Raw genomic sequence first — 24698 nt, 5'->3', positions numbered from 1 at the left:
AAGGGCTCGCCTGCTCAATGCTTCTGCTTGTCTGCACGCCGACGCCCCGCTCCGGCGCTGGTTACGCCAGAGCGGGCACAGGCTCTACAAGCGCTCGATGATGCTGACGTTGGCCTGCCCGCCGCCTTCGCACATCGTCTGCAGGCCATAACGACCGCCCGTGCGCTCGAGCTCGTGGAGCAAGGTGGTCATCAAGCGGGCGCCGGTGGCGCCCAGGGGGTGGCCGAGCGCGATGGCGCCGCCATTGACGTTGGTCCTGGCCGGGTCATAGTCCAGCTCCTTGGCCCAGGCCATGACCACCGAGGCGAAGGCTTCGTTGATCTCCACCAGGTCGATCTCGTCCATGCGCATGCCGGCCTTCTTCAGCGCCGCGCGGGTGGCCGCAATGGGGGCGGTGAGATGCCAGATCGGATCGTCGCCCAGCACCGAGAGGTGATGAATGCGCGCCCGCGGCGTCAGGTTGTAGCGTTTCAGCGCCGCCTCCGAGACCACCAGCAAGGCGGCCGAAGCGTCACAGGTCTGGCTCGAGACGGCGGCGGTGATCGACGGGTACTCGCTACCTACCGCTTCCAGGCTGGCCATTTTCTCCAGGCTGGTTACCCGCGGCGTTTCGTCGAAATCCAGGCCTTCGCAGGCAACGATCTCGCGGGCGAAGCGGCCCTGTTCGATGGCCGCCAGGGCGCGCTGATGGCTTTGCAGGGCAAAGGCTTCCATCTGCTCGCGGCTGAGCTGCCAGTGATCGGCAATGCGCTGCGCTGCGTAGAACTGGTTGACCGGCTGATCCCCGAAGCGTGCCTGCCAGCCCTTGCTGCCGGAAAACGGATCGGCGAAGCCAAGCGGCTGGCCCGCCAGCATCGCCGAGGAAATCGGGATCTGGGTCATGGTCTGCACACCACCCACGGCCACTACGTCCTGCATACCGCTCATCACCGCCTGGGCGGCGAAATGCACGGCCTGCTGCGAGGAGCCGCACTGGCGGTCCACCGTGGTACCGGGAACGGTCAACGGCAGACCGGCTGCCAACCAGCTGGTGCGAGCGATGTCGCCGGCCTGCGAGCCAATGGTATCGACACAGCCGAAGATCACGTCATCGTAGTCTTCCGCCGGAATGGCATTGCGTTCGACCAGCGCCTTCAGGACATGGGCACCCAGGTCGATGGCGTGGACATGGGCCAGGCTGCCCTTGCGCTTGCCAGTGGGGCTGCGCAGGGCGTCGACAATATAAGCTTGGGGCATGGGTTACTCCTCGAAGGTATGGCCAGGACCGAGTTGCGCGCCGTCGCCGAGCACATAGGCAGCGACACGGGACTTGTGCAGGGCTCGATCACCCCAGGAGGCATCCAGGGACCAGGCGCGCTTCATGAACATCTGCAGGTCGACCTCCCAGGTGTAACCCATGGCACCATGCACTTGAATGCCATGGCGCGCGGCCAACCAGCTGGCTTCACTGCAGGCCAGCTTCGCTTGGGACACGTACAGATCCACGCGTCGCTCGCCCTTGGCCAACGCGTGAGCGGCGCGGTAGAGCACCGGCTTGGCAAACTCGATCTTGGTGGCGACATCTGCCAAGTGGTGTTTGACTGCCTGAAAGCTGCCGATCGGCTTGCCGAACTGCTTACGCTGGGCGACATAGTCCACCGACAGATCCAGCATCCGCTGGGCCAGTCCCAGCAGCTGCCCGGCCACCGACAGGGCGCCACGGTTCAGCGTTTCGGCCCACAGCGCCTGGCCCCGCTCGCCGCTGGCCAGCAAGGTTTCCGGGCGGGGCGTCCAGCTGACTCGGCCCAGGCGGCGCGAGGAGTCGATACTCGGATTAGCCTCCACATCGACCTGATCACGCGTCAGCGCATGCACCTCGTCGCCATGGGCCAGCAACAGCAATTCGGAGACTGCCGCATCGCTGACCAGCGGGTTAACCGGATGGCCAATCGCCAGCCTCAGGCTGCCGTCGGCTATGCGCGGCAGCCAGGTTTGCCGCGCCTGGCTCTCGACCGGCAAGCCGTTGAGCAGGCCGGCGCCCACATATGCGGTATCAGCCATGGAGTCGGGAATGGCGTAGTAGCCCAGCTCCTGGGTCATCAGCGCCCAGGCGATGTCATCCATGCCCAGTCCGCCGAACTCTTCCGGTACCGACAGCGCGGTCAGCCCCTGCTCGGCAATCTTGTTGCGCAGCTCGGGCGAGCGCCCGGCATCGGTTTCCCAAATCTCGCGAAGCATCTCCGGCGCGGCCTCGGTCATCAGGAAGCGACTGATGGCCTCACGGAAGGTGAGCTGGTCATCGGTAAAAGTGAAATCCATGGCCCGCTCCTTACTTCGGCAGGCCGAGCATGCGCTCGGCGATGATGTTGCGCTGAATTTCGTTGGTACCGGCGTAGATCGGACCGGCCTGGGCGAACAGGAAACCCTCCAGCCAACCCGCCGCGTCTCCGGCTGCCGGTGCGCTGGCCAGCAGCTCGCCACGCGCACCGAGGATGCGCATCGCGGTTTCGTGCATCTTCAGATCCAGCTCCGACCAGACGATCTTGTTGGTACTGGATTCGGCACCGATCTGCGCGCCCCGGCTGAGTCGACCGACCGTGTGATAGGCAGACAGCGCATAGGCTTCGGCCCCGCTCCAGGCGTCGATCACCGCATCGCGGATACTCGGATCGCGATCCGCGCTGTCTCGATTGGCCTTGTACAGCTCCACCAGCCGGCGTGCGGTGGCCTGGAAGCGTGCCGGTGAGCGCAGCAGCAAGCCGCGCTCGAAGCCGGCGGTGGCCATCGCCACATGCCAGCCTTGGCCCTCATCACCGATGCGGTTTTCCACCGGTACGCGAACGTCGTCGAAGAACACCTCGGCGAAGGCATCCTTGCCGTTCAGCGCCTTGATCGGGCGAATGGTCACGCCCGGCGCATCCAGCGGCACCAACAAGAACGACAGGCCATGGTGGCGGCTGGAGGCTGGGTCACTGCGGAACAGGCCAAACAGCCAGTCGGCGAAAATGGCCCGGGTCGACCAGGTCTTCTGGCCGTTGATCACGTAATGGTCACCCTCACGGCGCGCCTTGCTGGTGATCGCCGCCATGTCCGATCCGGCATTCGGCTCGGACCAGCCTTGGGCCCACATATCGGTGCTGGCCGCCATGCGCGGCAGAAAACGCTGCTTCTGCTCCTGGGTACCGAACTCCATCAGAGTCGAGCCGAGCAGCAACTGGCCGTTCTGGTTCACCCGCATCGGTGCACCGGCGCCGTAGTACTCCTCCTCGAAGATCAGCCACTCGATCAGGTCGCAGCCGCGGCCGCCCAGTTCGGTCGGCCACATCACCATCGACAGGCGACTGTCGAACAGCTTCGCCTCCCAGGCGCGGTGCTGCTCGAAGCCCTCACGGGTGTCGTAGTTGGCCAGCGGCTCGGATGGCAGGTTGGCGGCCAGCCAGGCCCGCACTTCCTGACGGAAGGCCTGTTGCTTGGGGGTATAGGTCAGTTCCATGGTAATTCCTCAGAACTTCGCGTCGCGTTTTTCGACGAACGCCCGACGGGTTTCCGCCGAATCCGGGCTGGTGTAGGCCTGCAGCGTGAAGCCCTGCTCCCAGCGATACTTGTCTTCCAGGTTGCCGTCCTCGATGCCGTTCAGGGCTTCTTTGGCGATGCGGATCATCGACGGACTCTTGGCCGCGATCTTGGCGGCGATCTCCAGCGCGGTTTCGCGCAGCTGCTCGCGCGGTACCACCCGCTCGATGAATCCGTACTGGGCCGCCTCAGGGGCGCCGATCTTTTCCCCGGTGAAGAACAGGTAGCGCACCTTCTGAACCGGAAACAGGCGCTGCAGGTGTGCGCCGCCACCCATGGCGCCACGATCTACTTCCGGCAAGGCGAAGGTCGCGCACTCGGAAGCGAGCACGATGTCGGCTGCACCGGTGATGCCGATACCGCCACCCAGCACGAAGCCGTGGACCGCAGCGATGACCGGAACCGGGCTGCGATGCACGGCCTTGAAGGTGGCATAGTTGCCGGCGTTGACCGCGACGATTCGCTCGGGATGGGCATCCAGCTCCTTGATATCGACGCCCGCGCAGAAACCCCGGCCCTCGGCACGAATGACGATCACCCGCACAGCCTCATCGGCACCCAGTGCGTCGATATGTTGCGCCAGGGCCAGCCACTCGTGACTGTCCAGGGCATTTACCGGCGGCTTGGCGATCACCAACTCGGCGATGCCATTCTCAACTTCGATCTGAAATGCGCTTGTCATCTTTGCTCCTAGGTTGGCAATGGCCAATCCTGCATGGCCGGCTGGTCGGAATTGGTCGGTAGCGGCATGTGGCGCAAGAACAAGGCCTGCAGGCAGTCATCCGCCTCCGTAGCGATCTCCTCGATCACCTGCTGGCAGCTCTTCAGCTCGCCGATGGCCGCGGCGACCTGGCCGCTGGGCAAGATGCCCTCATCGGGGAAGCCATCGACCATGGAGCGCTGCAGCAACACCGGCTGGTTGGCCGCCATAACGGTCTGCGAGACTGCGCCCGGATCTTCCTTGAGGGCCTGGCAGAAAACCTTGAGCATGTGGCCCAGGCTCATGCCGGTCTGCTGCTTCCATTGCCAGGCGCTGCGCAGGGCGATGCGCAGGCGGCCTAGTGGCCCGGCCTGTTCCAGGCGATCTATGAACGAGTTTTCGATCATCCGATGGCGCATGCCGTCCACCGCAAGGGTCACACGCACTCGCTGCGGGTCAGCGACCCGCAGGTAACGCTCCAGGGTTCTGGGCGGCGTAGGCGAGTCGCTGGTCATCAGGAAACGCGTGCCCATGGCGATTCCCGCCGCACCGGCCGCCAGCGCGCTGGCCAGGCCGCGTCCAGTGGAGAAACCACCTGCGGCGATCACCGGGACCTTCACCGCGGCAAGCACTTGCGGCAGCAGGATGGAGCTGGGGACTCCGCCGGTATGACCACCGCCCTCGCCGCCCTGGATGGTGATCATGTCGGCGCCCAGTTCGACGGCCTTGATTGCATGCTTGAGCGCGCCTACGGTCGGGATGCACAGCACGCCGGCGGCCTTGAAGCGGGCGATGGTCTGCTTATCCGGACCTCGCCCGTAGCTGACCGCGCGCAGGCGGTACTGAATCGCCAGGTCGACGCACTGCGCCGCATTTTCCTGGAACATGTGGAAGTTCAGGCCGAAATTGCTGGCGCCGGTGGCCGCAATGACCTTCTGGATTTCGCCCTCGAGCTGATCGGCGGCAATGGTCGCGCCGGCGAGAAAGCCAAAACCGCCGGCCTTGGTGGTAGCGATCACCAGGTTGGCGTCGGACACCCAGCCCATGGCGGTCTGCACGATCGGATAACGGCATCCCAGGAGTTCGGTCAGCGGGGTCTCAAGCCAACGCGTCATGCCTGGTCCTCCCCTACTGCTCGCTTGTTCGCGCGCACCATGCCTTTCGCGTCGAACCCGCCTAGCTTGTCGCCGGAGAGCAGTTCGTTATGCGCATGAGCGAAGTGGTGCCAGGCGAACGCCGCATCCATGGCGGTGCGCTTGCCCTGCAGGTCCTCGACATGGTTGATCGCCTGCTTGGTCAGCGCCAGGCCCATGCGCGGCTGCTTGGCGATGCCGGCGGCCAGGGCATAGGTCCCGGCCTCCAGTTCGTCGCGCGGCAGGACCCGGTTGACCATGCCCATCTGATACGCGCGTTCGGCACTCATGCGGTCGCCGGTGAAGAGGAACTCCTTGGCGATGCGCGGATTCAGCTCGTAGGGGTGGGCAAAGTACTCCACCCCCGGAATGCCCATGCGCACCACCGGGTCCTGAAAGAACGCATCATCGCTGGCCACAATAAGGTCGCAGACCCAGGCCAGCATCAGCCCACCGGCGATACACGCGCCCTGCACCATGGCGATGGTCGGCTTGGGCAGTTCGCGCCAACGCCGACACATGCCCAGGTACACCTCTTGCTCGCGGGCATAGAGTTGCTCGCCCCCCGGTTTGTTGGTGTGGTCCCACCACAGGTGAGCACGTTCGAAAGGCTTGTTGATGTCGCGTCCCGGGGTGCCAATGTCGTGGCCCGCAGAGAAGTGCTTGCCGGCACCGCGCAAGACGATGACCTTGACTGCATCATCGTCGACGGCCTGGCGCAGAGCAGCGTCCAGCGCATAGGTCATCTGCGAGTTCTGCGCGTTATTGAAGCTCGGCCGGTTCATGGTCACCGTGGCGATGCCGTCCGCCACCTGATAGAGCACCGGCTCATCGGTCTCGTAGACCGCGTTGTCCTCGCGGAGGACGAATTCGCTGTCGCTGTCACTCATGCTGCTTCTCCTCGCCTCAGGCCTGGCGGATACCGGCCGGGTTGCCCTTGATCGCCGATGCACGGAAATCATGGGGGTCGAGTCGGCGGATCAGTGCCAGCTGCTCGGCTGTCGGGTGAGCGGTCTCCTTCAGGTCCGGGGCCTTGAGCAGCGGGAAGCCGGTTTTCTCCTGAACCTCTTCGAAACTCACGCCCGGGTGCAGCGAGCGCACCTGCACGGCGCGATCCGGGCCGGCAAAGTCCATGACACAGAGATCGGTCACGATCAGCCGTATGTCCATCAGATCTCGCCGTACACCTTCCTGCCAGCGCTCGGCCTTGAAGCCGACGCCCGAGACCATGTCCACTTCCCCGGCAACGAATACCCGCGGGCTATGGTTAGGCACGAAAAAGGAGTTGATGTGGTTGATGCTGTTGCCGGGCAAGCCGCGCACCCCGAGGATCGCGGTCTTCGGCTTCTGGTAGTCACCTACGCAGGACAGGTTGGTCTGGCCCCAGCGATCGACTTGAGTCGGACCGATCATGGCGTGGCGACGGCCACCCCAGACACACTCGAATACCCGCTCGAAGCTCAGATAACCGGAATACTTGGGCACATAGTCGCCGCGCGGGCCGAGAGGAATCGGCTCCTCGACCAGAAACGCCTCGCTGTCAGTCATCAACAGTTCGGGGCTATGGGTGAGTTTGGCCAGGCTGGCGCCCAGGCGCGGAATCACACCGAGCCCCGAGGCGACCACTTCACCGTTGTCGCGCCAGGCTTCGCTGGCCGCGACGATCATCAGTTCCGCGAGGGTGAAATCACAGGTAGCAGACATTTTTCATCCTCCTCAGAACACCGGCAGGGGCAGTGCGCCCAGGCGCTCGGCGCCGCCGTTTTTGTCTTGGTAAGCCTGTTCGCCAGGGCTCACGAATTCGTCGACATAGGCCTGCCAACCGCCCTCTTCCTGACTGCTGGCGACATAGCGCTTGAAGTGGCTCATGTCCCAGCCGTAGTCCGAAGGGCATGAGGTCGGGTGCGCGCCGTAGGGCGCGTGCACCACACCGGTCACCAGGTAGCGCTCGAACGTATTGAAGCGGGCTTGTTCGGCAGTCAGCTGCAACTGGTCCTCGAGCCTTTCGCAAGACACGAAGCATTGCTGCGCGGCACGGGCGAACAGGTGATCGAAGTACGGATCCGGGCCGGTCACCAGGGTATTGCCCAAGCGGTCGGCGACATTGACGTGCAGGAAGGCCACATCCAGACTCAGCGCCGGCATGGCCAGCAGCACCTCGCCGTCGTCATAGGGGGAGGCAACGGTGCGCAGTTGCGGATTCAGCTTGACAACGTCGGTCGCCAGACCGCAGCGGGTCGGCAGGAACGGCAGGCGCATGCCGGCGGCGCGCAGGCCCCACTGGAACATGCCCTCATCGACTTCCAGCAGCTCCAGCTCGCCCGCTTCGCGAGCCTTGCGGTAGTAAGGCTCGAGGGGGATCGCATCCAGCGTGGCAAAGCCGAAGACCAGTTTCTTGACCTTGCCTGCCGCACACAGCATGCCGACCTCCGGACCGCCATAGGCGACCACAGTGAGATCCTTGACGCTTGAACGCAGAATTTCCCGGACGATGGCCATCGGCTTGCGCCTTGGCCCCCAGCCGCCAAAGCCTATGGTCATGCCATCTCGCAGTTGGGCGACGGCATCGGCCGCCGTCAGTTGCTTGTTCATCTGTTTACTCCTTACTGCTGGCCGACCGAGAAGTCGTGGCCCCACAAACTCACGCGGGTGAATTCAAAGGCGGAATGCTCCGCCCAGTCGACTTGCAGACCCCCGTAGCCGTACTCCAGATCGAAGCCGGAAGGGGTCTTCATGTAGAACGAGGTCATCTGATCATTCAGGTGTTGACCGAGGGTCGCCGAGAGCGGCACCTGATGGGCCTGGCGACGGTCATGAGCACGCCCCACCTCGGTCATAGAATCCACTTCCACCATGACGTGGACGCAACCGGTTGGCGAAGGGAACTCGGCCAAAGCCAGCGAGTGATGGCGCGCATTACGGCAATGCAGGAAGTGGATGCGCACCGGCGGCGCCGACGGGTCGGGGCGGAAGTTGAAGATGTCCGACAGTTCGAAATCCAGGACATCCTTGGCAAAGGCCAGGGTGGCTTCGAAGTTCGGTGCCGGCAGTACGGTGTGACCCAGCCCCATATCACCGGTGACGAAGCGCGGCACACCCTGGGGCGAGACGAAAGGCTGGCAGTCGGATCGATGACCCCAGCTCAGCTCATGACGGTTACCGGAGGGGTCGCGCACAATGGCCAGGGCCTGCACCCCGCGCTGCTCGACTTCGACCGCAGAGCCGGCTTCCCAGCGCACCCCGGCACGGTCGAATGACTTGAGCGCCGCGCTGAATGCGCTCTCACTGCCCAGTTCCCAACCCGACGCCAGATAGCGTGGTTCCGTCCCCTCGACGATCAGCATGCGAAAGGGGCGCTCATCCATCTTTACGTACAAACCACCGCCTGGTGCCGGAGTGACCATCATGCCGAGTACGTCTTCCGCATATCTCTGCCAGTCGCTGAGGTTTGCGATTTGCGCAACGAAATAGCTCAGACCACGAATGTCGACCATGTCCTGCTCCTGGATAGCTGAATTCTTCATGTCCTTCATTGTGCTAATCACTCAACCGGCCCTCATCGTCCGTTGAGACTAAGCAGGCGCAGATATCCAGAAACGCTGCCGGTAGGGCATGCCTGAGCCATAGGCGGACATGACGTCAGCGCTGGTACCTAGTCCGTTTAAATGATTCAGGCAGGTCCTGGCCCGCCGCAAACTGGGGTTTCTAGCCAGTCGAGCAATAGAGGGGGCACCATGGAGTTTGCTTTCACAGCGGAACAACTGCTGATTCAAGAGACCGCCGAGCGCTTCCTCGCCGAGGTCGCCGACTCCACCGCGGTGCGCTTGGCCATGAGCAGCGCAGCAGGCTACGACGCCAGCGTCTGGCAGCGGATTGCCGAGGAAATGTGCTGGCCTGCCCTGCATATCCCGGAGCAGTACGGCGGACTGGGTCTGGGTTTCGTAGAACTGAGCATCCTGCTGGAACAGATGGGGCGCTATCTGCTGTGTTCGCCCTTCTATGCCACTGCCTGCCTGGCGACTCCGGCGTTGCTGCTCAGCTCCAATGAACAGCTGAAAATGCGTTGGCTGCCGTCGATTGCCGACGGTACGACCACCGCCACCCTGGCTTTCGCGAGCACTGAAAGCTGGGGTACCGACGCCGTACAGGCGACGGCGCGAACGACGCCCAATGGTTTCAGCCTGAACGGCCAGTACCCGCAAGTGGTCGATGGCGCCCAGGCCACGCTGCTGATCGTCGCTGCGCGCACCTGCGGCAGTAGCGGCGACTCGGGCATCAGCCTGTTCACGCTGCCTGCGGACACCCCTGGCGTCGTGCGCTCCGCCCTCCCCACCCTGGATCAGACACGCCGCCTAGGGCGCATCGAATTGCAGGACGTCGAGGTCGATGTCACTCAATTGATCGGCGAACCAGGGCAATGTGGCACTCAATTACTCGAAGCGCTGCAGTTGGCCTGCATTGGCCTGGCAGCGGAACAGGTCGGCGGCGCCCAGCAAGCGCTGGATATGACAGTGGCATATACCCGCGAACGCCAGCAGTTCGGCCGCAGCATCGCCAGTTTTCAGGCCATTAAGCACCGCTGCGCCGACATGATGCTGCAGCTGGAATGCGCCCGTTCGGCGGCCTATTACGCCGCCTGCGTGGCCCAGGAACACCTCGAAGCGAACGCTGAAGCAAACATAAGCGATTCGCTCGCGGCCGCCGCAGCGACGACAAAGATCCAGGCTTCCGAAGCCTTCTTCCACTGCGCCGCGGAGTCCATCCAGCTGCACGGCGGAGTCGGCTTCACCTGGGAATACGATCCGCACCTCTATTTCAAACGGGCCCGCGCCAGCGAGCAGTTCCTTGGCTCGCCAACCCTGCATCGCGAGCGTCTGGCCAACGAAATACTGGGAGAGCAGGCATGAAGATTGGTTTCAGTCAGCAAGACGAGCAGTTTCGCCAGGAAGTGTCCACCTGGATGAACGAGCATCTGCGTGGTGATTTCGAAGAGCTGCGCTACCGCGGCGGCCCCGGCGACGAGCACATGTTCCCGCAGGAACGCAAAGCCTGGGAGCGTCAGCTGGCCAGCGGCGGCTGGATCGGCGTCGGCTTGGCAGTCGAGCATGGTGGGCGCGGACTGAGCATCAGTCAGCAGGTGATCTTCCATGAGGAGTACGCCCGGGCTGGCGGACCGGGGCGCATGGGGCACATTGGCGAGGGCTTGGTCGCTCCGACACTCGCGGCCTTTGGTACGCCCAAACAACAGCAGCGTTTTCTACCGGGTATCCTCCGCGGTGAAGCCTTCTGGTGCCAGGGCTACTCGGAGCCCGGCGCGGGCTCGGATCTGGCCAGTGTCAGAACTAGAGCGACCCTCAACGATGCCGGCGATACCTGGTCGATCAGCGGCCAGAAAGTCTGGACCTCCATGGCTCACGAGTCGGACTGGTGTTTCGTGCTAGCGCGTACCGAGCCCGGAAGTACGGGACATCGCGGCCTGTCATTTCTATTGGTGCCGATGGACCAGGCCAACATACGCGTGCAGCCAATCCAGCAGCTGACCGGAACCTCGGAGTTCAACGAGGTGTTTTTCGATCAGGCGCAAACCGCCGCCGACAACCTGATTGGTCAGCCGGGGGACGGCTGGAAGATCGCCATGGCCCTGCTCGGTTTCGAGCGTGGTGTATCTACACTCGGCCAGCAGATGCAGTTTCAGAACGAGCTTGACGAAGTCATCCGCGTCGCCAGGGCCAATGGCACCGCCCAGGACCCTATCATGCGGCAACGCATCGCCCAGGCTTGGTCCGGCCTCAAGGTACTGCGCTACAACTCGCTGCGCATGCTCTCCGGAACCCAGGATGGCGGCCTGCGCCGCGAGGCGATGATCTATAAACTGGCCTGGTCCAACTGGCACCGCGAACTCGGCAAGCTGGCCATGGATGTGCTCGGCAGCACCGGTGAAGTTATCGACGGCACGCCTTACCAGTTGACGCGTCTGCAGTCGCTGTTTCTCTTCACCCGCGCCGACACCATCTACGGCGGCAGTAACGAGATCCAGCGCAACATCATTGCCGAACGCGCCCTGGGCATGCCCAAGGAGGCGAATACCCGCAGCTGACTTGATGCTGCGGCGCCACTGAATCGATATCGCGCTCTAATCCGCCTCGCGCTTACCTTCGGGATAGGTTGCACGGGGCGGCCCGAGCCCACCAACACGACATCGCAACCGGCCTACGCCAGTGCTCGCGCTGCAGCCCGGACGATGCTGCGCATACGCCCGGCGTCACGCGCCACTGCCACTTAGCCCGCCCCCCGTCAAGGTCTGCGCCATGTCGCTTGCCCCCTTCAGGTACTCAGTCTTGACCGCGGCATTTACCGCCTCGCCCACGCCATCGACTCGTCATGAAAGTCGCCCCTTGTCGGTGTTGTTCCACGGCGACCATGGGAAAAGACCGCACACACAGCCACCTCATATTCCTCGATTCGAGCTCGCGCCTGATAGCTGAGGCACCAGCCCGGCTGGGCCATGGCACACCGAGGCCAGGCAAAAAAAAACCTTGCCCAGTGCAATCAAGCTGGGCAAGGCCAGAGAGGCAGATCCATGTCGCCTCCACCAAAGTGCAATCACATGTACAGGATCACCAATTCGTTGATAACCGAGGGCCGCTCCTGACCGACCACATGGATGTTCAACTCCAGGGTCAGTTGCGTGCCGCGCTTGAGTCGCTCCACGCTTTTTACCCGGGCCCGGGAGTGAATGCGTGAGCCCGCCGGTACCGGGGCAGGAAAGCGCAGGCGGTCCGAGCCGTAGTTGACCATGTTGGTGAAGCCGGTGATCTCGAAGCCCAACGCCAGCTTCATGCGAGACTGGAGAACCTGAACCAGAGCGCCGTGGGCGATGGTGCCACCGAACGGACTTTCCTTACGGGCGCGCTCGGGGTCGGTGTGGATCCAGTAGTCGTCGCCGGACAAGGCGGCGAAGGCATCGATCAGGACCTGATCGACCACTACCTGATTGCTCCATGCGCTGAACTCTTCGCTGACCAGTGACTGCAGGGCGGCATCGTCGTCCAGGGCGATCTTGCGCGGCGCATCCGCTGCCGGGGCAGCCTCAGGCGCCGGTTCGCCGCTCATCGGCGCGTGCTGCAGGCTTTGCACATCCTTATCCAGACCGGTGAAGCGCAGTAGGCGCTGGCCTTGCTCATCGACCTGGGCGAACACCGGCTGCAAGCGCATGCCAATGCGTATTTCGTTTTCCTCAAGCCCCACCAGGGTGGTGTTGATCCGTACCCCTTCGTCGAGTTCGACGACCGCTAGTTTCTGCGGCATTTCGTCGGCGAAGTCGGGCAACGTGGGGATCCGCGCCACGGTATAGCTGTAGAGGCTGGCGCCACCGCTGACGTCGCGCCAGGCCAAGTCGTGCGCCAGGCAGCTGGGGCAATGTCGGCGCGGGTAGAACACCCAGTGGGCGCAGGCATTGCACTGCTGGATCAACAGGCGCTCGGCCTTGAGACCCTCCCAGAATGGTGCGGAGATTTCGGTCTGTACCGGCATTGGTTTGTTGTTCGACATGCTGCTTATGCTCCCTGGAGGATCAACGCGCCCTGCTCACTCATCACGCCGCCGGTGCCGGAGACGTAGACGTTGTTGCAGCGCTTGAGTTGACGTTCACCGGCGACGCCGGCGATCTGCGTCACCGCCTCGATGACTTGAGACATGCCCCCGGCCGAGGCGGCCTGGCCGAAGCTCAACTGGCCGCCGTGGGTGTTCATCGGGAAGTCGCCGCGCCAGGTCAGATCATGCTCGCGGACAAACGCCATGCCTTCGCCCTTGCCGCAGAAACCGGCATCCTCCAGGGTCAGCAGCGCGGTGATGGTGTAGCAGTCGTAGATCTGCGCGGCATCCATCTCGCTCGGTTTCAGCCCGGCCATGTCGAAGGCTCGCTTGGAAGCAGGACCGATCGGGGTATGGATCATGTCCTCGGCGTAAGACGGAGATTTGAACGCCAGGTGCTCGCCGAAGCCGGTGATATAGGCAGGACGCTTGCGCGCACGCTCGGCGACCTCCTTCGAGGCAATGATCAGCGCTGCGCCGCCGGCCACCGGCATGACAATCTCCAGCACGTGCAGGGGATCGGCAACCATCTTGCTGGCCAGCACCTGCTCGATGGTCAACGGCTGGCCATAGAACATGGCCTGGGGATTGGCCTGGGCGTTGGTGCGTTGATCCACGGCGATCTTCGCCATGGCCACCGGGTCATAGCCGTACTGCGCGGCGTAACGCTGGGCAATCATAGCGTAGCCGGTGTTCTGCCCCATGTGCCCGTAGGGCAGATCGAACTCCGCCTCCGGTGCGCCGAAGGCCGTGCTGTGGCCGCCGAAGCGCATGGCGCGAGCCATCCAGCTGGGGTCCTCGTCCGGCCCCAAAGGTGCCATACGCGCCGGCAACACGCATAGAACCGCCTGACACAGCCCCAGTTCGATGGCGGCGGCAGCGCGCCAGACCATGCCGACCGCGGTACAACCGCCCAGGTCGACCACCTCAGCGAAATTCAGCTTCAGCCCCAGGTATTCGGCGGCCATCGCTGGCACGAACACCGATGCTTCATGGAATTGCGGACCGTTGATCACCAGACCATCGAGATCCGCGGCGCTCAGACCGGCATCCTGCAGCGCCTGGGCTGCCAGATCGGCAACCTGCTCCAGGTGGAACATTCGCGGCGCTGTGGCGTATTTTTCCGGCTTATACTGGGCGGCGCCTATGATCGCCGCATTACCTTTGAGTCCCATGGGTTCCCCACTTGCAGGCAATTTCTACTGGTTTCTGTCGTAGCCCGAACATGCCATACAAGGGCTGCCCGGCAATCGTTCAAACCAACTAGTTAGCTGTCATGGCAATGTCGAGCGAGGCCCCCTTTGGACCCTCACCTGGATGTCGACACTTGCCCCGCGGCCGATAAAAAGAAGCAGGAGAGCCCTGGGACTCCCCTGCCAAACGCTCAACCGCTCGATCAGAAGGTGTACTTCATCGCCAAGGTTGCGTAGTCGCGGTCAGCCAGTTGACGCTTGACCGGGTCCGCTTCGCCAAGGAAGCCGACGTAGTTCAGCGCCACTTCGAAGTTGCCCAGGTACTTGAACGTGGTGCCGACACTGAAGCGTCGATCGCCCTGTACACCAGAGAAGCTGCCGACCATCGGCGCCGCACCCTGTACCGCATGGGAGAAACGCACCGGTACATCTAGGTCCCAGCCCTCAAATACGCCCGGGTAGCTGAAGTTGGCGCCGACGGTGTAGTGGGTAGCCGATTCGGTTTTCCAGCCTGTGGCGGTCTTGTATTTGAAATCGTCGCTCGGTTGAGCACCCGATCTCAGCTGCGGAACCACCAGGCTACTGCCCAATGCCAGCAAGTTCGGCGCCGCCGAGGTCGCTTCCACGCTGTCGACGCGCACATGCACAATCTCACCCATCAGGACAGTCTGGCTGGCCCAGGGACGATCACCGAGAAGCCTGATGGCGGAAAGCTGGAACTGCTGACCCTTGCCCCGTGCCGGTGTCGGCCCGAGACCTGTCAATACCTGCACCGGCACACCGTCACGGTAGGACCACTCGGCTCCGACCTGGACATCGCCAAACTTGGTCGAGGCGCTCATCCCGGTCAGCTTGATGTCTTCGAAAAAGATCTCCCGATAGCCGTCAGGCCTTCCAGCGAACATACCGCCACCAAGCGGGATGATGCTGTAGTCGACCATTGCGGTGGCCGGGTTCTTGTCGTGGTAGTTGACGTGGAACAACGACAGCTCCCACGCCGGAACCGGCCGATAGCGCACCTGCACGCCCCACTGACCATCGTCGCGGGGCTCATCACGGCTCTTTTTCTGGATTCTGCTACCGCCCGCGCCATAGATGAACTCGGCGCCTGGACCGACCACGTCGGTAGTCGACAGGTAACTGCCTACCGGCGGCAGTTCGTTGCCCTTCCATTCGTACTGCACATAGGCACCAAAGGTGACCTTGGGATTGAAGCGGTAGGTCGCCGATACCTGCCCCGTCGGCAGGAAGATTTCCTTGACCTCGACGCCAGGCTGGGTGGCCTTGACGGCATCGACCGGGCTCTGCGCGCCGCTGACTCCCGGATAGAACAGGCTCTCCCCCCAGGACTCGACATGGCGTCCGGCCTTCATATCGAGCATGGAGCCGTTGTCGAAACGCCAGCCACTGAAGACGTAGGCATCCAGGAAGCGGCTGCGACCGCCGCTGAAATGCTTGGTGGAGCCGGTGAACTCGTCGTGCTGACCGGTCTTGTTCACCGTCCCCGGCGAGTCGTGGTCGTTGGACTGGTGGTAGACATCGTCGTAGAAGGTGCTGGCACGCACCACGGCACCATAGTTGTCCTTGCGCACGATCATCTCGGCCAGGGCTCCGATCCTGTTGGTGGTGAGGCCACCCTTATCGAAGTTGCGGTTGCCGTCATCCGCGTTGGCGGTCAGCAGATCCCGGTCCTGGTTCTCCAGACGCACACCCAGACCGTAGCTGGTCGTCAGGGACCAATCGATGGTGGTGCCGTCGTCGAACTCGATCATCTCCCCCGACCAGGCGGGAGTGGATACCAGGGCAATGGCCGCGGCCAGGGCGGCGACCCGGAAACTGGGCAAATCAAGATTCGTGCGTTGGCGGTTGTTGTTCTTGTTCATCCTGCCTCTCCTAATATGTAGCGGCCATCAGGCCGGGTCTTGTGTACAGATTCGGTTGCAATCCAGGTTGTCTGTTCAGAACTCGAGGAGCTGATTGCAGATTAGCTCTGCCGATCCGGCGCATTGGTAGCGGTGCACACCGCCGTCTGTTTCACGCACCAGCGCACCTTCGGCAATCAGGTAATTGGCATGCGCCAGCGTTTCGCCAAGGGCCATTAGCTCGTCGAAGCGCCCCTTGGCCCTGGGGAACAGTTCGGTCATCAGCTCCCTGGCGCTACGTGGCGCCAGGCATGCCGCCTGCAACGTCTGCAGATGGGCCTGGTGGTGGGCCTGCAGTTGCTCCAGGCGGCGGTGCAGATTGAAGAAAGGCCGCTCATGGGCTGGCAGCACCAGGACCGAGTCGGGTAGTTCACGCAGGCGCTCGATCGATTGCAGCCAATCACGCAGCGGATTCGCGTTAGGCTCGGTAACATGCACGCTGACCGTCGATGTGATCCGCGGCAGTACCTGATCACCGGAAATCAGCAGGCCGTCCTCTTCGCAATACAGACAGGCGTGCTCGGGCGAATGACCGCGACCGACCACCACCTGCCAGCAGCGGCCCCCAATATTCAGGCGGCTGCCCTCGCGCAAACGCTCAAAACTTGTGGGCAATTCCGGGCGAAAGTGCGACGCCTGGAGCAATGGCAGCAAGGCCTCGGCATGGTTGCTGCTAAAACCGGCCTTCTGGTAGAAGTCGCGTAGCGCCCAACTCGGCCGGGGGTCGCGCGGAGCGCCAAGGTGCATCCACTGGAACTCACTCGCGGTCATAAACACTGGACAGCGAAAGCGCTCAGACAGCCAGCCGAGCACCCCGGCATGGTCCGAGTGATAATGCGTGCAGATCACCGCGCGCAATGGCAGTCCTTCGCATGCCTGTGGGAGCACCTGCTCCCATATCGTCCGCGTCTCGGCGTTGTTCAGGCCTGTGTCGACCACCACCCAACCATCTTCATGGCGCAGCAGATAAAGGTTGATGTGGTCAAGGGCGAAGGGCAGCGGCATGCGCAGCCAGAGCACCCCCGGCGCCACCTCCTCGACCTCACCGTTCGCTGGCGGCTGCAGCCAGGGATATCTAAGCCCAGTGCGCCATTCGTGCCCCTGGGCGTCTATTTCACCCACGGTCATCACCTGCAAACGGCGGCAGGCCGGTCCGTGCCAGCGCTTCCGCCGAATACGGCTGATAGCTGCGCGAGGCCTCGTCGCGAACGTAGAGGGGATCCTCGAAGGCGTCAGGCGCATAGCCCTGTCTTTGCAAATCGACCTTGCGCAGCTTGAAGGTGCTCGTCATGTCGGCCGCGGACGAGACCCTGACGAAGACCGGCGCGGCATAACGCGGTAACCGGGCCTCTGTCAGGGCGTAGAAGGCCTCCGGATCGAAGCTCTGCCCTGGCTGCATCAACACCGCCGCCATGCCGGCGCGCCCTTCCTGCTGCGGCACCTGCACGCCATAGATGTTGATCAGCTCCAGACCCGGAAAATCGCCCAGTGCGTCGGCCACTTCTTGGGTCGAGACGTTCTCGCTCTTCCAGCGGAAGGTGTCACCGATGCGGTCGACGAAGTAGAAATAGCCATCTTCGTCATAGCGCAGCAGATCGCCGGAGCTCCAGTAAGCGTCGCCCGCGACGAAGACGTTGCGACGAATCTTGCTTTCGGTTGCGGCGTCCGATGTATAACCCTCGAAACGCCCGCCGCCGAATTCCGGGTGGTTGATGATCAGGCCCATGGCCTCACCGACTTCGCCGGGCTCGCAGCGCTGGTAGAACCCCTGCTCGTCGCGCGGATGGCTATCGCTCTCGATGTCGTAACGCACCAGGCGAAAGTTGGTCTTCTCCCAGAACGGCACTCGGCCACAGGAGCCCACATGGTTGTCGACGTTGAGCAGGTTGGTATTGGCCTCTGTCGCCCCCCAACCCTCGAATATCTGCACCGCACCGAAGCGCTCGACCCAACGCTGCCAGGACTCCGGGGTCAATCCGGCACCGAGCATGCAGCGCAAGCTGTGTTGCCGGTCGTCGGGTTGAGCCGGCTGGTTGAGCAGATAGCGACAAATTTCCCCGATGTACTGGAACACCGTGATCTGGTGGCGACGCACATCCTTCCAGAACTCGCGCACGCTGAACTTGCGCCGCACCACGATACTCGCGCCTGCGCGCAGCGCAGTGGAGGTGACCGAGGTGGCGGCCGCGCCATGGTAGAGAGGCAGACAGCAGTAAAAGACATCTTCCGGGTTGGCCTCGAGCGTAACGGCCATCACGTCACCGGAGGTCATCCAGCGCATGTGACTGTAGCGAGCGGCTTTCGGCAGCCCGGTGGTGCCGGAGGTAAAGATCAGCAGGGTGGTGTCTTGCGCCACCAGCTCACTGCGCGACTCCCGAGGAAAGGCGGTGCGCGGCGCCGCTGTCAGCTGCTCGGCAAAGCCGATATCAACCCAAGCGGGAAGCGCTGCGTCAAAGGGATTCTCCGCATCGGGCATCAACCAGCAGGGCAGGTCCGGCAAGTTTTCTGTTGCGAGCGCATTGGCCAGGCATTCCTCCCCCAGCACCAGGGCCTTGGCGCCCGTGGACTCCAGGGCATGCACCAGGGGCCGACCGCTTACCTGGGTATTGATAAAGGCCACCACAGCCCCGAGCTTGACCAGGCCGAACCAGCAGCTGAAGAACTCCGGGCGGTTTTCCATGGCGATGGCGCAGACGTCACCCGCGCGCAAACCGCGAGCGCTAAAGACATGAGCCAACTGGTTGGCCCGTGCATCGACCTCGGCGTAGCTCAACGTCTGCTCGCGGTAGATCAGAAAGGGGCGAGTGCCGAACTGTCGCGCCTGATGCTCAAGGCGATCGGCGATTGTGTAATGATCGAGTGGCTTTATCTGGGCCGCAGCCGCGGAGCGGCGATCGAGCAGGGTCTGGGTGTGCTCCCGCGACACCTTAAGCCCCTCGACAAGGGCCAATTCGCCCGCTGCATTGAAGTCGTTCATGCTGGTACTCCCACCCAGTTCGGGTAGTCCGAATATCCACGCGCCCCCGGTGTGTAGAGGGTTTTGCGGTCGAAGCTGGCCAACGGGCGGCCATGGCGCAAGCGCTCTACCAAATCGGGATTGCCGATGAAGTGGCGGGCGAAAGACACCGCTTCGCCCTGCCCTGCTTCCAGGGCGGCGGCCGCCGAGGCGCCGTCAAAGCCATCATTGAGGATCAGCCCGCTGCTGCAGTGACGATGGGCCAGATCGAATGCATCCAGACCGGGCAAGGGCGAGCGCATGATGTGCAGGTAGGCCAGCCCCAGTGGCTCCACCGCAGAGCAGAGTGCGGCCGCAGTGCCGGCCGGATCGGCGTCGCTAATGTCGTTGTATTCGTTTCCCGGACACATGCGGAACCCCACGCGCCCTGGGCCGATGGCCTTGGCCATGGCCGCGAGGACTTCGGCCGGGAAACGCACGCGATTCGCGGCACTGCCGCCGTAGGCGTCGGTGCGCAAATTGCTGCCCGAGGCCATGAACTGCATCGGCAAATAACCACTGGTGCAGTGCAGCTCGACGCCATCGAAGCCAGCTTCGCGGGCATTCAACGCGGCACGACGATATTCCTCGACTACGCCAGCGATCTCCTCCAGGGCGAGGGCACGTGGTTCGTCCGAGTCGACCAGGCCGACGGCGTCGCTGAACAGCTGGGTGCGGGCACGTAACGCCGACGGCGCGACCGTCTCGGCGCCCTGCGGCTTGTTGTGAACGCTGGCGGCGCGACCGACATGCATGAGCTGCAACACGATGGTTCCGCCGGCGCCATGCACGGCCTGGGTAACCGCCTTCCAGGCATAAATCTGCTCGGCGCTGTAGATTGCAGGGGTACGGCAGTAGCCCAATCCATTAGCAGACGGCGCCGTGCCCTCCGCAACTATCAGGCCGGCGCTGGCCCGCTGTCGGTAGTATTCGACCATCTCCGCCGTCGGCACGGCCTGCGCATCGGCTCGGCTTCGCGTCATGGGAGCCATGACGATGCGATTCTTCAGTTCTAGCTCACCCAGACGCACGGGCTCGAATAAAACGCTCATTTCGCTTCCTCAGCGCACGCGAATCTTCGGCGCTTGGGCACCGCGTCGCAGGGTAGAAAGAAACTGTTCCAGAGGCGCTGCCGGGGCCACTTCAGGCAGAGACTCCTTGTCCGGCCGGCTCGCCCAAAACTCCTTCCAGGACGGAAACAGATCGTGGAAGGTACCGGCATAGGGTTCGCGCCCCGGCCAGCGCATCTTCTGGCTGCCGATCGGTGGCTTGTTCAGATCGCTGGCATACCAGTAGCAAGGCAGACGCCGACGGAAGAACCAGCGACCATCGATACGTTCGTAGTCGTCCCAGTAGAGCATCTGCATCGTGACCCACTCCGGCCCCGTCTCATGCTCGTTCTTCGAATACACCACGCCCACTGCATGATCGGCGTCGACGAACTCGATGATGTGCTGGCCGAGGTGATGGGAAGTACCGGTGAACTGGTCGCGCAGGGTCGTATCGACCCAGGCTTTCAGATAAGCGCGACCGGTTCTCTCACGGCCGACACGAATGTCTGCAGCGAACAGGTTGACGTGGGCATCCAGATCGCGCATGTCCAGCGACAGGGAGTATTTGCCGGCCAGTTGGCGGATCTCTTCGATCGACTCGAGGCGGTCGATGCGCGCCAGCAGCGCACTCTGCTCCATGGCCATCACTCCAGCACCGTGTACAGTTCGGAGCTGCGGCCACCATCAACAGGCAAACACGCGCCGGTGATGTAGGAGGCCTCGTCTGAAGCCAGGAACAGAATGGCGTTGGCCAGTTCCTGAGGCCGCGCTACACGCCGCAGCGGGATCAGCTTCTCGGTGTTGTGGCGGGCCTTGTCGTCAGCCAGCATGCCGGCCGTGGCCGGTGTATCGACCACTCCGGGAATCACCACGTTGCAGCGAATATTGCTGCTCGCGCCTTCCGATGCGGCGGCGCGACTGAAGTTGATCACGGCCGCCTTGGCCGCCGAGTAGCCGGCCATCCACGGCGTTCCGAACAGGCCGCAGATCGAGGCGATATTAACGATGGCACCACCACCTTGGTCCTTCATCAGGCGCATGGCAGTGCGGGTTCCCCAGAACGTGCCATCGACCGTGGTCGCGAAGTTCGCGTGCCAGTCGTCGGTCGAGGTGCTGTCGATGCCACCCCAGGTATAGGCCATGGCGTTGTTCACCAGGATATCCAGGCGACCATGGCGCTGGGCGGCCTCCTCAATGGCCGTAACGAAACCTTTTTCATCGCTGACATCGGCCTGGGTACAGAAGGCCTTGCCGCCGACCGCAAGGATGCTCGCGGCCACCTCCTGCAGCGGCTCGGCTCGCCGACCGCAGAGCACCACGGTCGCCCCTTCTTCAGCGAAACGCCTGGCGGTAGCGGCACCGATACCGGACCCGGCACCGGTGATGAAAGCGATTTTTCCTTGTAAACGACTGGTCATAGCGTGCTCCCTGCTCAGATGAAGGCCATGCCGCCGTTGACGGCGAGGTTCTGTCCGGTAATAAAGCCGGCGTCATCACCGGCCAGGAATGCCGCGACGCGTGCGATCTCGTCGGTCTCGCCCATGCGGCCGAGTGGGATGGCCTTGAGCATGCTCTGCATCCAGTCCTCCGGAATGCCAGCCATCATCGGCGTATTGGTCGGACCGGGAACGATGGTATTGACGCGGATGCCGCTGGCCGCCAGTTCGCGCGCCATGCTGCGGGTCAGCCCCATTACGCCGGCCTTGGCCGCGCAGTAATGGCTTGGCCCCTCGCCGGTCAGCGCTGCGGTGCTGGAGATGTTGATAACCGCACCCTTGATTTCGCCCTTTTGCATCAGGCGGACCGCTTCGCGACTGCACAGGAAGGTGCCGGTCAGATTCACGCCGATCACCCGCTGCCAGTTCTCGTCGGGCGTATCGACAAACGCGTCGACCGAGCCGACACCGGCATTGTTGATGAGGATATCGAGGCGGCCGAATCGGGCTTCCACAGCGGCCATGGCCTGCGCCACCGAGGCACCGTCAGCAACATTACAGGCCAGGGCCAGAGCGTTCTCGCCGAGCCCTTCGATGGTCTGCTGGGCCGCCTCCAGGTTGATGTCGGCGGCAACGACCAAGGCACCGTACTCTGCAAAACGCCGAACGATTGCCCGCCCCATGCCTTGCCCTGCGCCAGTGACGAACGCCACCTTGTTCAACAATTTCATAGAGGCTCTCCTTACAGGAATATTCATCCCGCCCAACAGCACACGATGCTTGTCGGCCGAACACGGGACCAATAATTAACCCTGCAAGGAAGAAGAACATCGTCCGATGAGACTAAGCCCATGTGGTCTGAATGGACGATGCTCGAGGAACCGGTCAGAGACAGTATCCAACCACTAGAACAATAGTCGGAGCCACGCCGTGAACTCACCCACCCCTATTACCTGGCGCACGCACTACGCGTTGTTCGTGCTGGCGACCATCTATATTTTCAACTACATCGACCGCCAGCTGATGGCGATCCTGATCGAGCCAGTGAAAGCTGAGTTCGGCATCTCCGACACCAGCATCGGCTTACTCTCCGGGGTGACCTTCGCCGTCTTTTACACCTTGTTTGGCTTCCCGCTGGGACGCCTGTCCGATCGGATCGGACGCAAGCCTGTGATCGCTGTCTGCTGTGTCGCCTGGAGTGCGATGACCATGGCCTGCGGCCTGGCCAGCAGCTTTCTGATGCTGGTGCTGGCGCGAGTGGGTGTCGCCATCGGCGAAGCCGGCGGCACGGCACCGTCCGTGGCCATGGTGTCCGACCTCTATCCGCCACATCGGCGCTCCACGGCGCTGTCCGTACTGATGCTCGGCTCCAGTCTCGGCGCGGTTTTCGGCCTCGGTTTAGGTGGCTGGATTGCCCAGCAATACGGCTGGCGCTTCGCCTTTCTGATAATCGGCGCGCCTGGCATCTTTCTCGGTCTGTTGCTATGGGTAACGGTGCGTGCGCCCAAGGTCGCCGGCATACAGACTCTGAAGCAGGCCGCTCACCAGCCCCAGAAAGACTGGGCGAAAACCATCGCCGAGCTGTTCCAGACCCCCTCGTTTCTGCTGATTGTGCTAACCGGCTCCGTCGGCGCTGTCGCCGGCTATGCCATCGGCACATGGAGTCCCAGCTTCCTCATGCGCTCCCATGGTTCGAGCATCCAGGAGGCTGGTTTCCTGGTCGGTGTGGTCGGCGGCGTCGGCTCAACCGTCGGGACTCTGGTATGCGGGATCGTGACCGACCGCATGGCCCGGCGCGATGCCGGCTGGCAAATGGGCGTGCCCCTGCTCGGCACCCTGATCAGCATCCCCTTTGGCCTGGCCTATTTCCTATGGCCGCAAGGTACCGCGTTCCATATCGGCAGTATCGCGGTCCCCGAAGCCTTTATCTTCTACAGCGTCTTCGGCTTCTTCGGCACCTGGTGGGCAACGCCCTGCCTCAGCGCCATCACTCATCTGTTCCCGGCCACCCGCACGGCCCAGGCAACCGCGATCTACCTCATGGGCCTGACCATGCTGGGTGTGGGGTTAGGTCCGCTGGTGGTGGGCATGCTCAGTGACTTCTTCGCCCCGAACCTGGGCAGCGAGGCCCTGCGCTACGCCCTCGCCGCGACTACAACGCTCTTGATCCTGGCCGCAATATTCTTGGCTCTGGCGTTGCCGCGCTATCGCAATCAAATCAACCAGACGGCTGCATCAACCCCGCCGAGTGCACAAGCCGCCATCGCCTGATCTTTGGAGATCCTTAGCTATGTCCGAACAAGACCTTCCACTGCCCCTCGGCCATTTCGTTACCCTGAATGACGGGTTGCGTTTGCACTTTCTCGATGAGGGGACTGGACCCGTAGTGCTTTGGCTACACGGTAGCGGACCTGGCGCCAGTGGTTTCAGCAACTTCAAGGGCAATTATCCGGAGTTCGCCGCAGCTGGCTACCGTAATCTGGTGCTCGACCTACCAGGCTTCGGGCGCTCCGACAAGCCCGAGGATGTCCAGTACAACCTGGAGTTTTTCGTCAAGGCGGTGTCCGGCTTCCTCAAGGCCCTCGAAGTGAGCAGCTGCACCCTGCTGGGCAACTCCCTGGGTGGTGCCATTGCCCTGGGCCTGGCACTGGCCGAGCCCAAAGCGGTGGAAAGACTGATTCTGATGGCCCCGGGTGGCGTAGAAGAGCGGGAGACCTATTTCCAGATGGAAGGTATCCAGCGCATGGTCGAGCGTTACAATGCTGGTCCGCTCGATGTCCCGGCTATGCGTCAACTGATGAGCCTGCAGCTGTTCGACGCCACGCAACTGCCAGACAGCCTGCTGGCCGAGCGCGTCGCCGTCGCCGCGCACCAGCCGCGCAACCTGTTCAGCACCATGATGGTGCCCAATATGACCGAGCGGCTCGGCGAACTGCGCATGCCGATTCTCGGCTTCTGGGGCACCAACGACCGTTTCAACCCGGTCAGCGGTACCCACAAGTTCCTTGATCATGCGCCACAAGCCCGTTTCATCCTGCTTAACCGCTGTGGCCACTGGGTACAGGTGGAGCACCGCGACCTGTTCAATCGTTCCTGCCTGGACTTCCTCCGCGAGGAATAAG

Annotated in this window: 22 protein-coding genes; 4 read left to right on the top strand and 18 right to left on the bottom strand. The window is 63.0% G+C overall.

Features of this window, described 5'->3' with window-relative positions:
• Positions 1–84 precede the first annotated feature (84 nt).
• From ACSX1D_RS08875 to ACSX1D_RS08835, 9 genes are read right to left on the bottom strand one after another with little or no spacing between them, the layout of a single operon-like run.
• Complete coding sequence (locus tag ACSX1D_RS08875; RefSeq protein WP_439861886.1) at positions 85–1236, bottom strand: acetyl-CoA C-acetyltransferase; 1152 nt, start codon at positions 1234–1236, stop codon at positions 85–87.
• Between the two features lie 3 nt (positions 1237–1239).
• On the bottom strand, positions 1240–2298 hold the full coding sequence (locus tag ACSX1D_RS08870; protein ID WP_439861885.1) for an acyl-CoA dehydrogenase family protein: 1059 nt from the start codon (positions 2296–2298) through the stop codon (positions 1240–1242).
• 10 nt (positions 2299–2308) lie between these two features.
• A complete protein-coding gene (locus ACSX1D_RS08865; RefSeq protein ID WP_439861884.1) occupies positions 2309–3472 on the bottom strand; it encodes an acyl-CoA dehydrogenase family protein in 1164 nt (387 codons plus the stop codon).
• Positions 3473–3481: 9 nt separating this feature from the next.
• The gene (locus tag ACSX1D_RS08860; protein WP_439861883.1) at positions 3482–4234 is read right to left on the bottom strand and encodes an enoyl-CoA hydratase family protein; all 753 of its coding nucleotides are present in this window, start codon (positions 4232–4234) and stop codon (positions 3482–3484) included.
• Positions 4235–4242: 8 nt separating this feature from the next.
• On the bottom strand, positions 4243–5367 hold the full coding sequence (locus ACSX1D_RS08855; protein WP_439861882.1) for an NAD(P)H-dependent flavin oxidoreductase: 1125 nt from the start codon (positions 5365–5367) through the stop codon (positions 4243–4245).
• Complete coding sequence (locus ACSX1D_RS08850; protein ID WP_439861881.1) at positions 5364–6275, bottom strand: enoyl-CoA hydratase; 912 nt, start codon at positions 6273–6275, stop codon at positions 5364–5366. The genes ACSX1D_RS08855 and ACSX1D_RS08850 overlap by 4 nt, the downstream gene beginning before the upstream one ends.
• A gap of 16 nt (positions 6276–6291) precedes the next feature.
• Positions 6292–7089 carry a CoA-transferase subunit beta gene (locus ACSX1D_RS08845; protein WP_439861880.1) on the bottom strand — a complete coding sequence of 266 codons (798 nt, stop codon included), beginning with the start codon at positions 7087–7089 and terminating at the stop codon, positions 6292–6294.
• A gap of 12 nt (positions 7090–7101) precedes the next feature.
• Positions 7102–7977 carry a CoA transferase subunit A gene (locus ACSX1D_RS08840; RefSeq protein WP_439861879.1) on the bottom strand — a complete coding sequence of 292 codons (876 nt, stop codon included), beginning with the start codon at positions 7975–7977 and terminating at the stop codon, positions 7102–7104.
• An 11-nt stretch (positions 7978–7988) separates the two neighbouring features.
• Positions 7989–8879 carry a VOC family protein gene (locus tag ACSX1D_RS08835; protein WP_439861878.1) on the bottom strand — a complete coding sequence of 297 codons (891 nt, stop codon included), beginning with the start codon at positions 8877–8879 and terminating at the stop codon, positions 7989–7991.
• Positions 8880–9119: 240 nt separating this feature from the next.
• Between ACSX1D_RS08835 and ACSX1D_RS08830 the strand changes: the two genes are divergently transcribed.
• Together ACSX1D_RS08830 and ACSX1D_RS08825 are read left to right on the top strand one after the other, a co-directional pair.
• Positions 9120–10292 (top strand): acyl-CoA dehydrogenase family protein, encoded by a 1173-nt coding sequence (locus ACSX1D_RS08830; RefSeq protein WP_439862287.1) that lies wholly within the window; start codon positions 9120–9122, stop codon positions 10290–10292.
• On the top strand, positions 10289–11482 hold the full coding sequence (locus tag ACSX1D_RS08825) for an acyl-CoA dehydrogenase family protein (protein ID WP_439861877.1): 1194 nt from the start codon (positions 10289–10291) through the stop codon (positions 11480–11482). The genes ACSX1D_RS08830 and ACSX1D_RS08825 overlap by 4 nt, the downstream gene beginning before the upstream one ends.
• Positions 11483–11988: 506 nt before the next feature.
• On the opposite strand, the gene ACSX1D_RS08820 is transcribed toward ACSX1D_RS08825, so the two are convergent.
• The 9 genes from ACSX1D_RS08820 to ACSX1D_RS08780 all read right to left on the bottom strand — a co-directional run bounded on the left by ACSX1D_RS08820 (position 11989) and on the right by ACSX1D_RS08780 (position 22307).
• Positions 11989–12936 (bottom strand): OB-fold domain-containing protein, encoded by a 948-nt coding sequence (locus ACSX1D_RS08820; RefSeq protein ID WP_439861876.1) that lies wholly within the window; start codon positions 12934–12936, stop codon positions 11989–11991.
• A 5-nt stretch (positions 12937–12941) separates the two neighbouring features.
• A complete protein-coding gene (locus ACSX1D_RS08815; protein WP_439861875.1) occupies positions 12942–14153 on the bottom strand; it encodes a thiolase family protein in 1212 nt (403 codons plus the stop codon).
• A 221-nt stretch (positions 14154–14374) separates the two neighbouring features.
• Positions 14375–16054 (bottom strand): DUF1302 domain-containing protein, encoded by a 1680-nt coding sequence (locus ACSX1D_RS08810; protein ID WP_439861874.1) that lies wholly within the window; start codon positions 16052–16054, stop codon positions 14375–14377.
• Between the two features lie 75 nt (positions 16055–16129).
• Positions 16130–17215, bottom strand: a complete 1086-nt coding sequence (locus ACSX1D_RS08805; protein WP_439861873.1) for an MBL fold metallo-hydrolase — start codon at positions 17213–17215, stop codon at positions 16130–16132.
• Positions 17208–19070, bottom strand: a complete 1863-nt coding sequence (locus tag ACSX1D_RS08800; protein ID WP_439861872.1) for a long-chain-acyl-CoA synthetase — start codon at positions 19068–19070, stop codon at positions 17208–17210. Before ACSX1D_RS08800 ends, ACSX1D_RS08805 begins: the two co-directional genes overlap by 8 nt.
• Positions 19067–20140, bottom strand: coding sequence for an alkene reductase (locus tag ACSX1D_RS08795; RefSeq protein ID WP_439861871.1), 1074 nt, complete (start codon positions 20138–20140; stop codon positions 19067–19069). The genes ACSX1D_RS08800 and ACSX1D_RS08795 overlap by 4 nt, the downstream gene beginning before the upstream one ends.
• 9 nt (positions 20141–20149) lie before the next feature.
• On the bottom strand, positions 20150–20779 hold the full coding sequence (locus ACSX1D_RS08790; protein WP_439861870.1) for a nuclear transport factor 2 family protein: 630 nt from the start codon (positions 20777–20779) through the stop codon (positions 20150–20152).
• 5 nt (positions 20780–20784) lie between these two features.
• Positions 20785–21558 carry an SDR family NAD(P)-dependent oxidoreductase gene (locus ACSX1D_RS08785; protein WP_439861869.1) on the bottom strand — a complete coding sequence of 258 codons (774 nt, stop codon included), beginning with the start codon at positions 21556–21558 and terminating at the stop codon, positions 20785–20787.
• Between the two features lie 14 nt (positions 21559–21572).
• Positions 21573–22307, bottom strand: coding sequence for an SDR family NAD(P)-dependent oxidoreductase (locus ACSX1D_RS08780; RefSeq protein WP_439861868.1), 735 nt, complete (start codon positions 22305–22307; stop codon positions 21573–21575).
• Between the two features lie 199 nt (positions 22308–22506).
• Between ACSX1D_RS08780 and ACSX1D_RS08775 the strand changes: the two genes are divergently transcribed.
• Together ACSX1D_RS08775 and ACSX1D_RS08770 are read left to right on the top strand one after the other, a co-directional pair.
• Positions 22507–23847: a spinster family MFS transporter gene (locus ACSX1D_RS08775; protein ID WP_439861867.1), complete on the top strand. Its 1341-nt coding sequence runs from the start codon at positions 22507–22509 to the stop codon at positions 23845–23847.
• A gap of 19 nt (positions 23848–23866) precedes the next feature.
• Positions 23867–24697, top strand: coding sequence for an alpha/beta fold hydrolase (locus ACSX1D_RS08770; protein WP_439861866.1), 831 nt, complete (start codon positions 23867–23869; stop codon positions 24695–24697).
• Position 24698: the final 1 nt, after the last annotated feature.

Source organism: Pseudomonas sp. MBLB4136 (assembly GCF_051904765.1).
GTDB lineage: Bacteria > Pseudomonadota > Gammaproteobacteria > Pseudomonadales > Pseudomonadaceae > Aquipseudomonas.
Note: the sequence above shows the minus strand (reverse complement) of the source record. Positions and strands in the feature narration are given on the sequence as shown.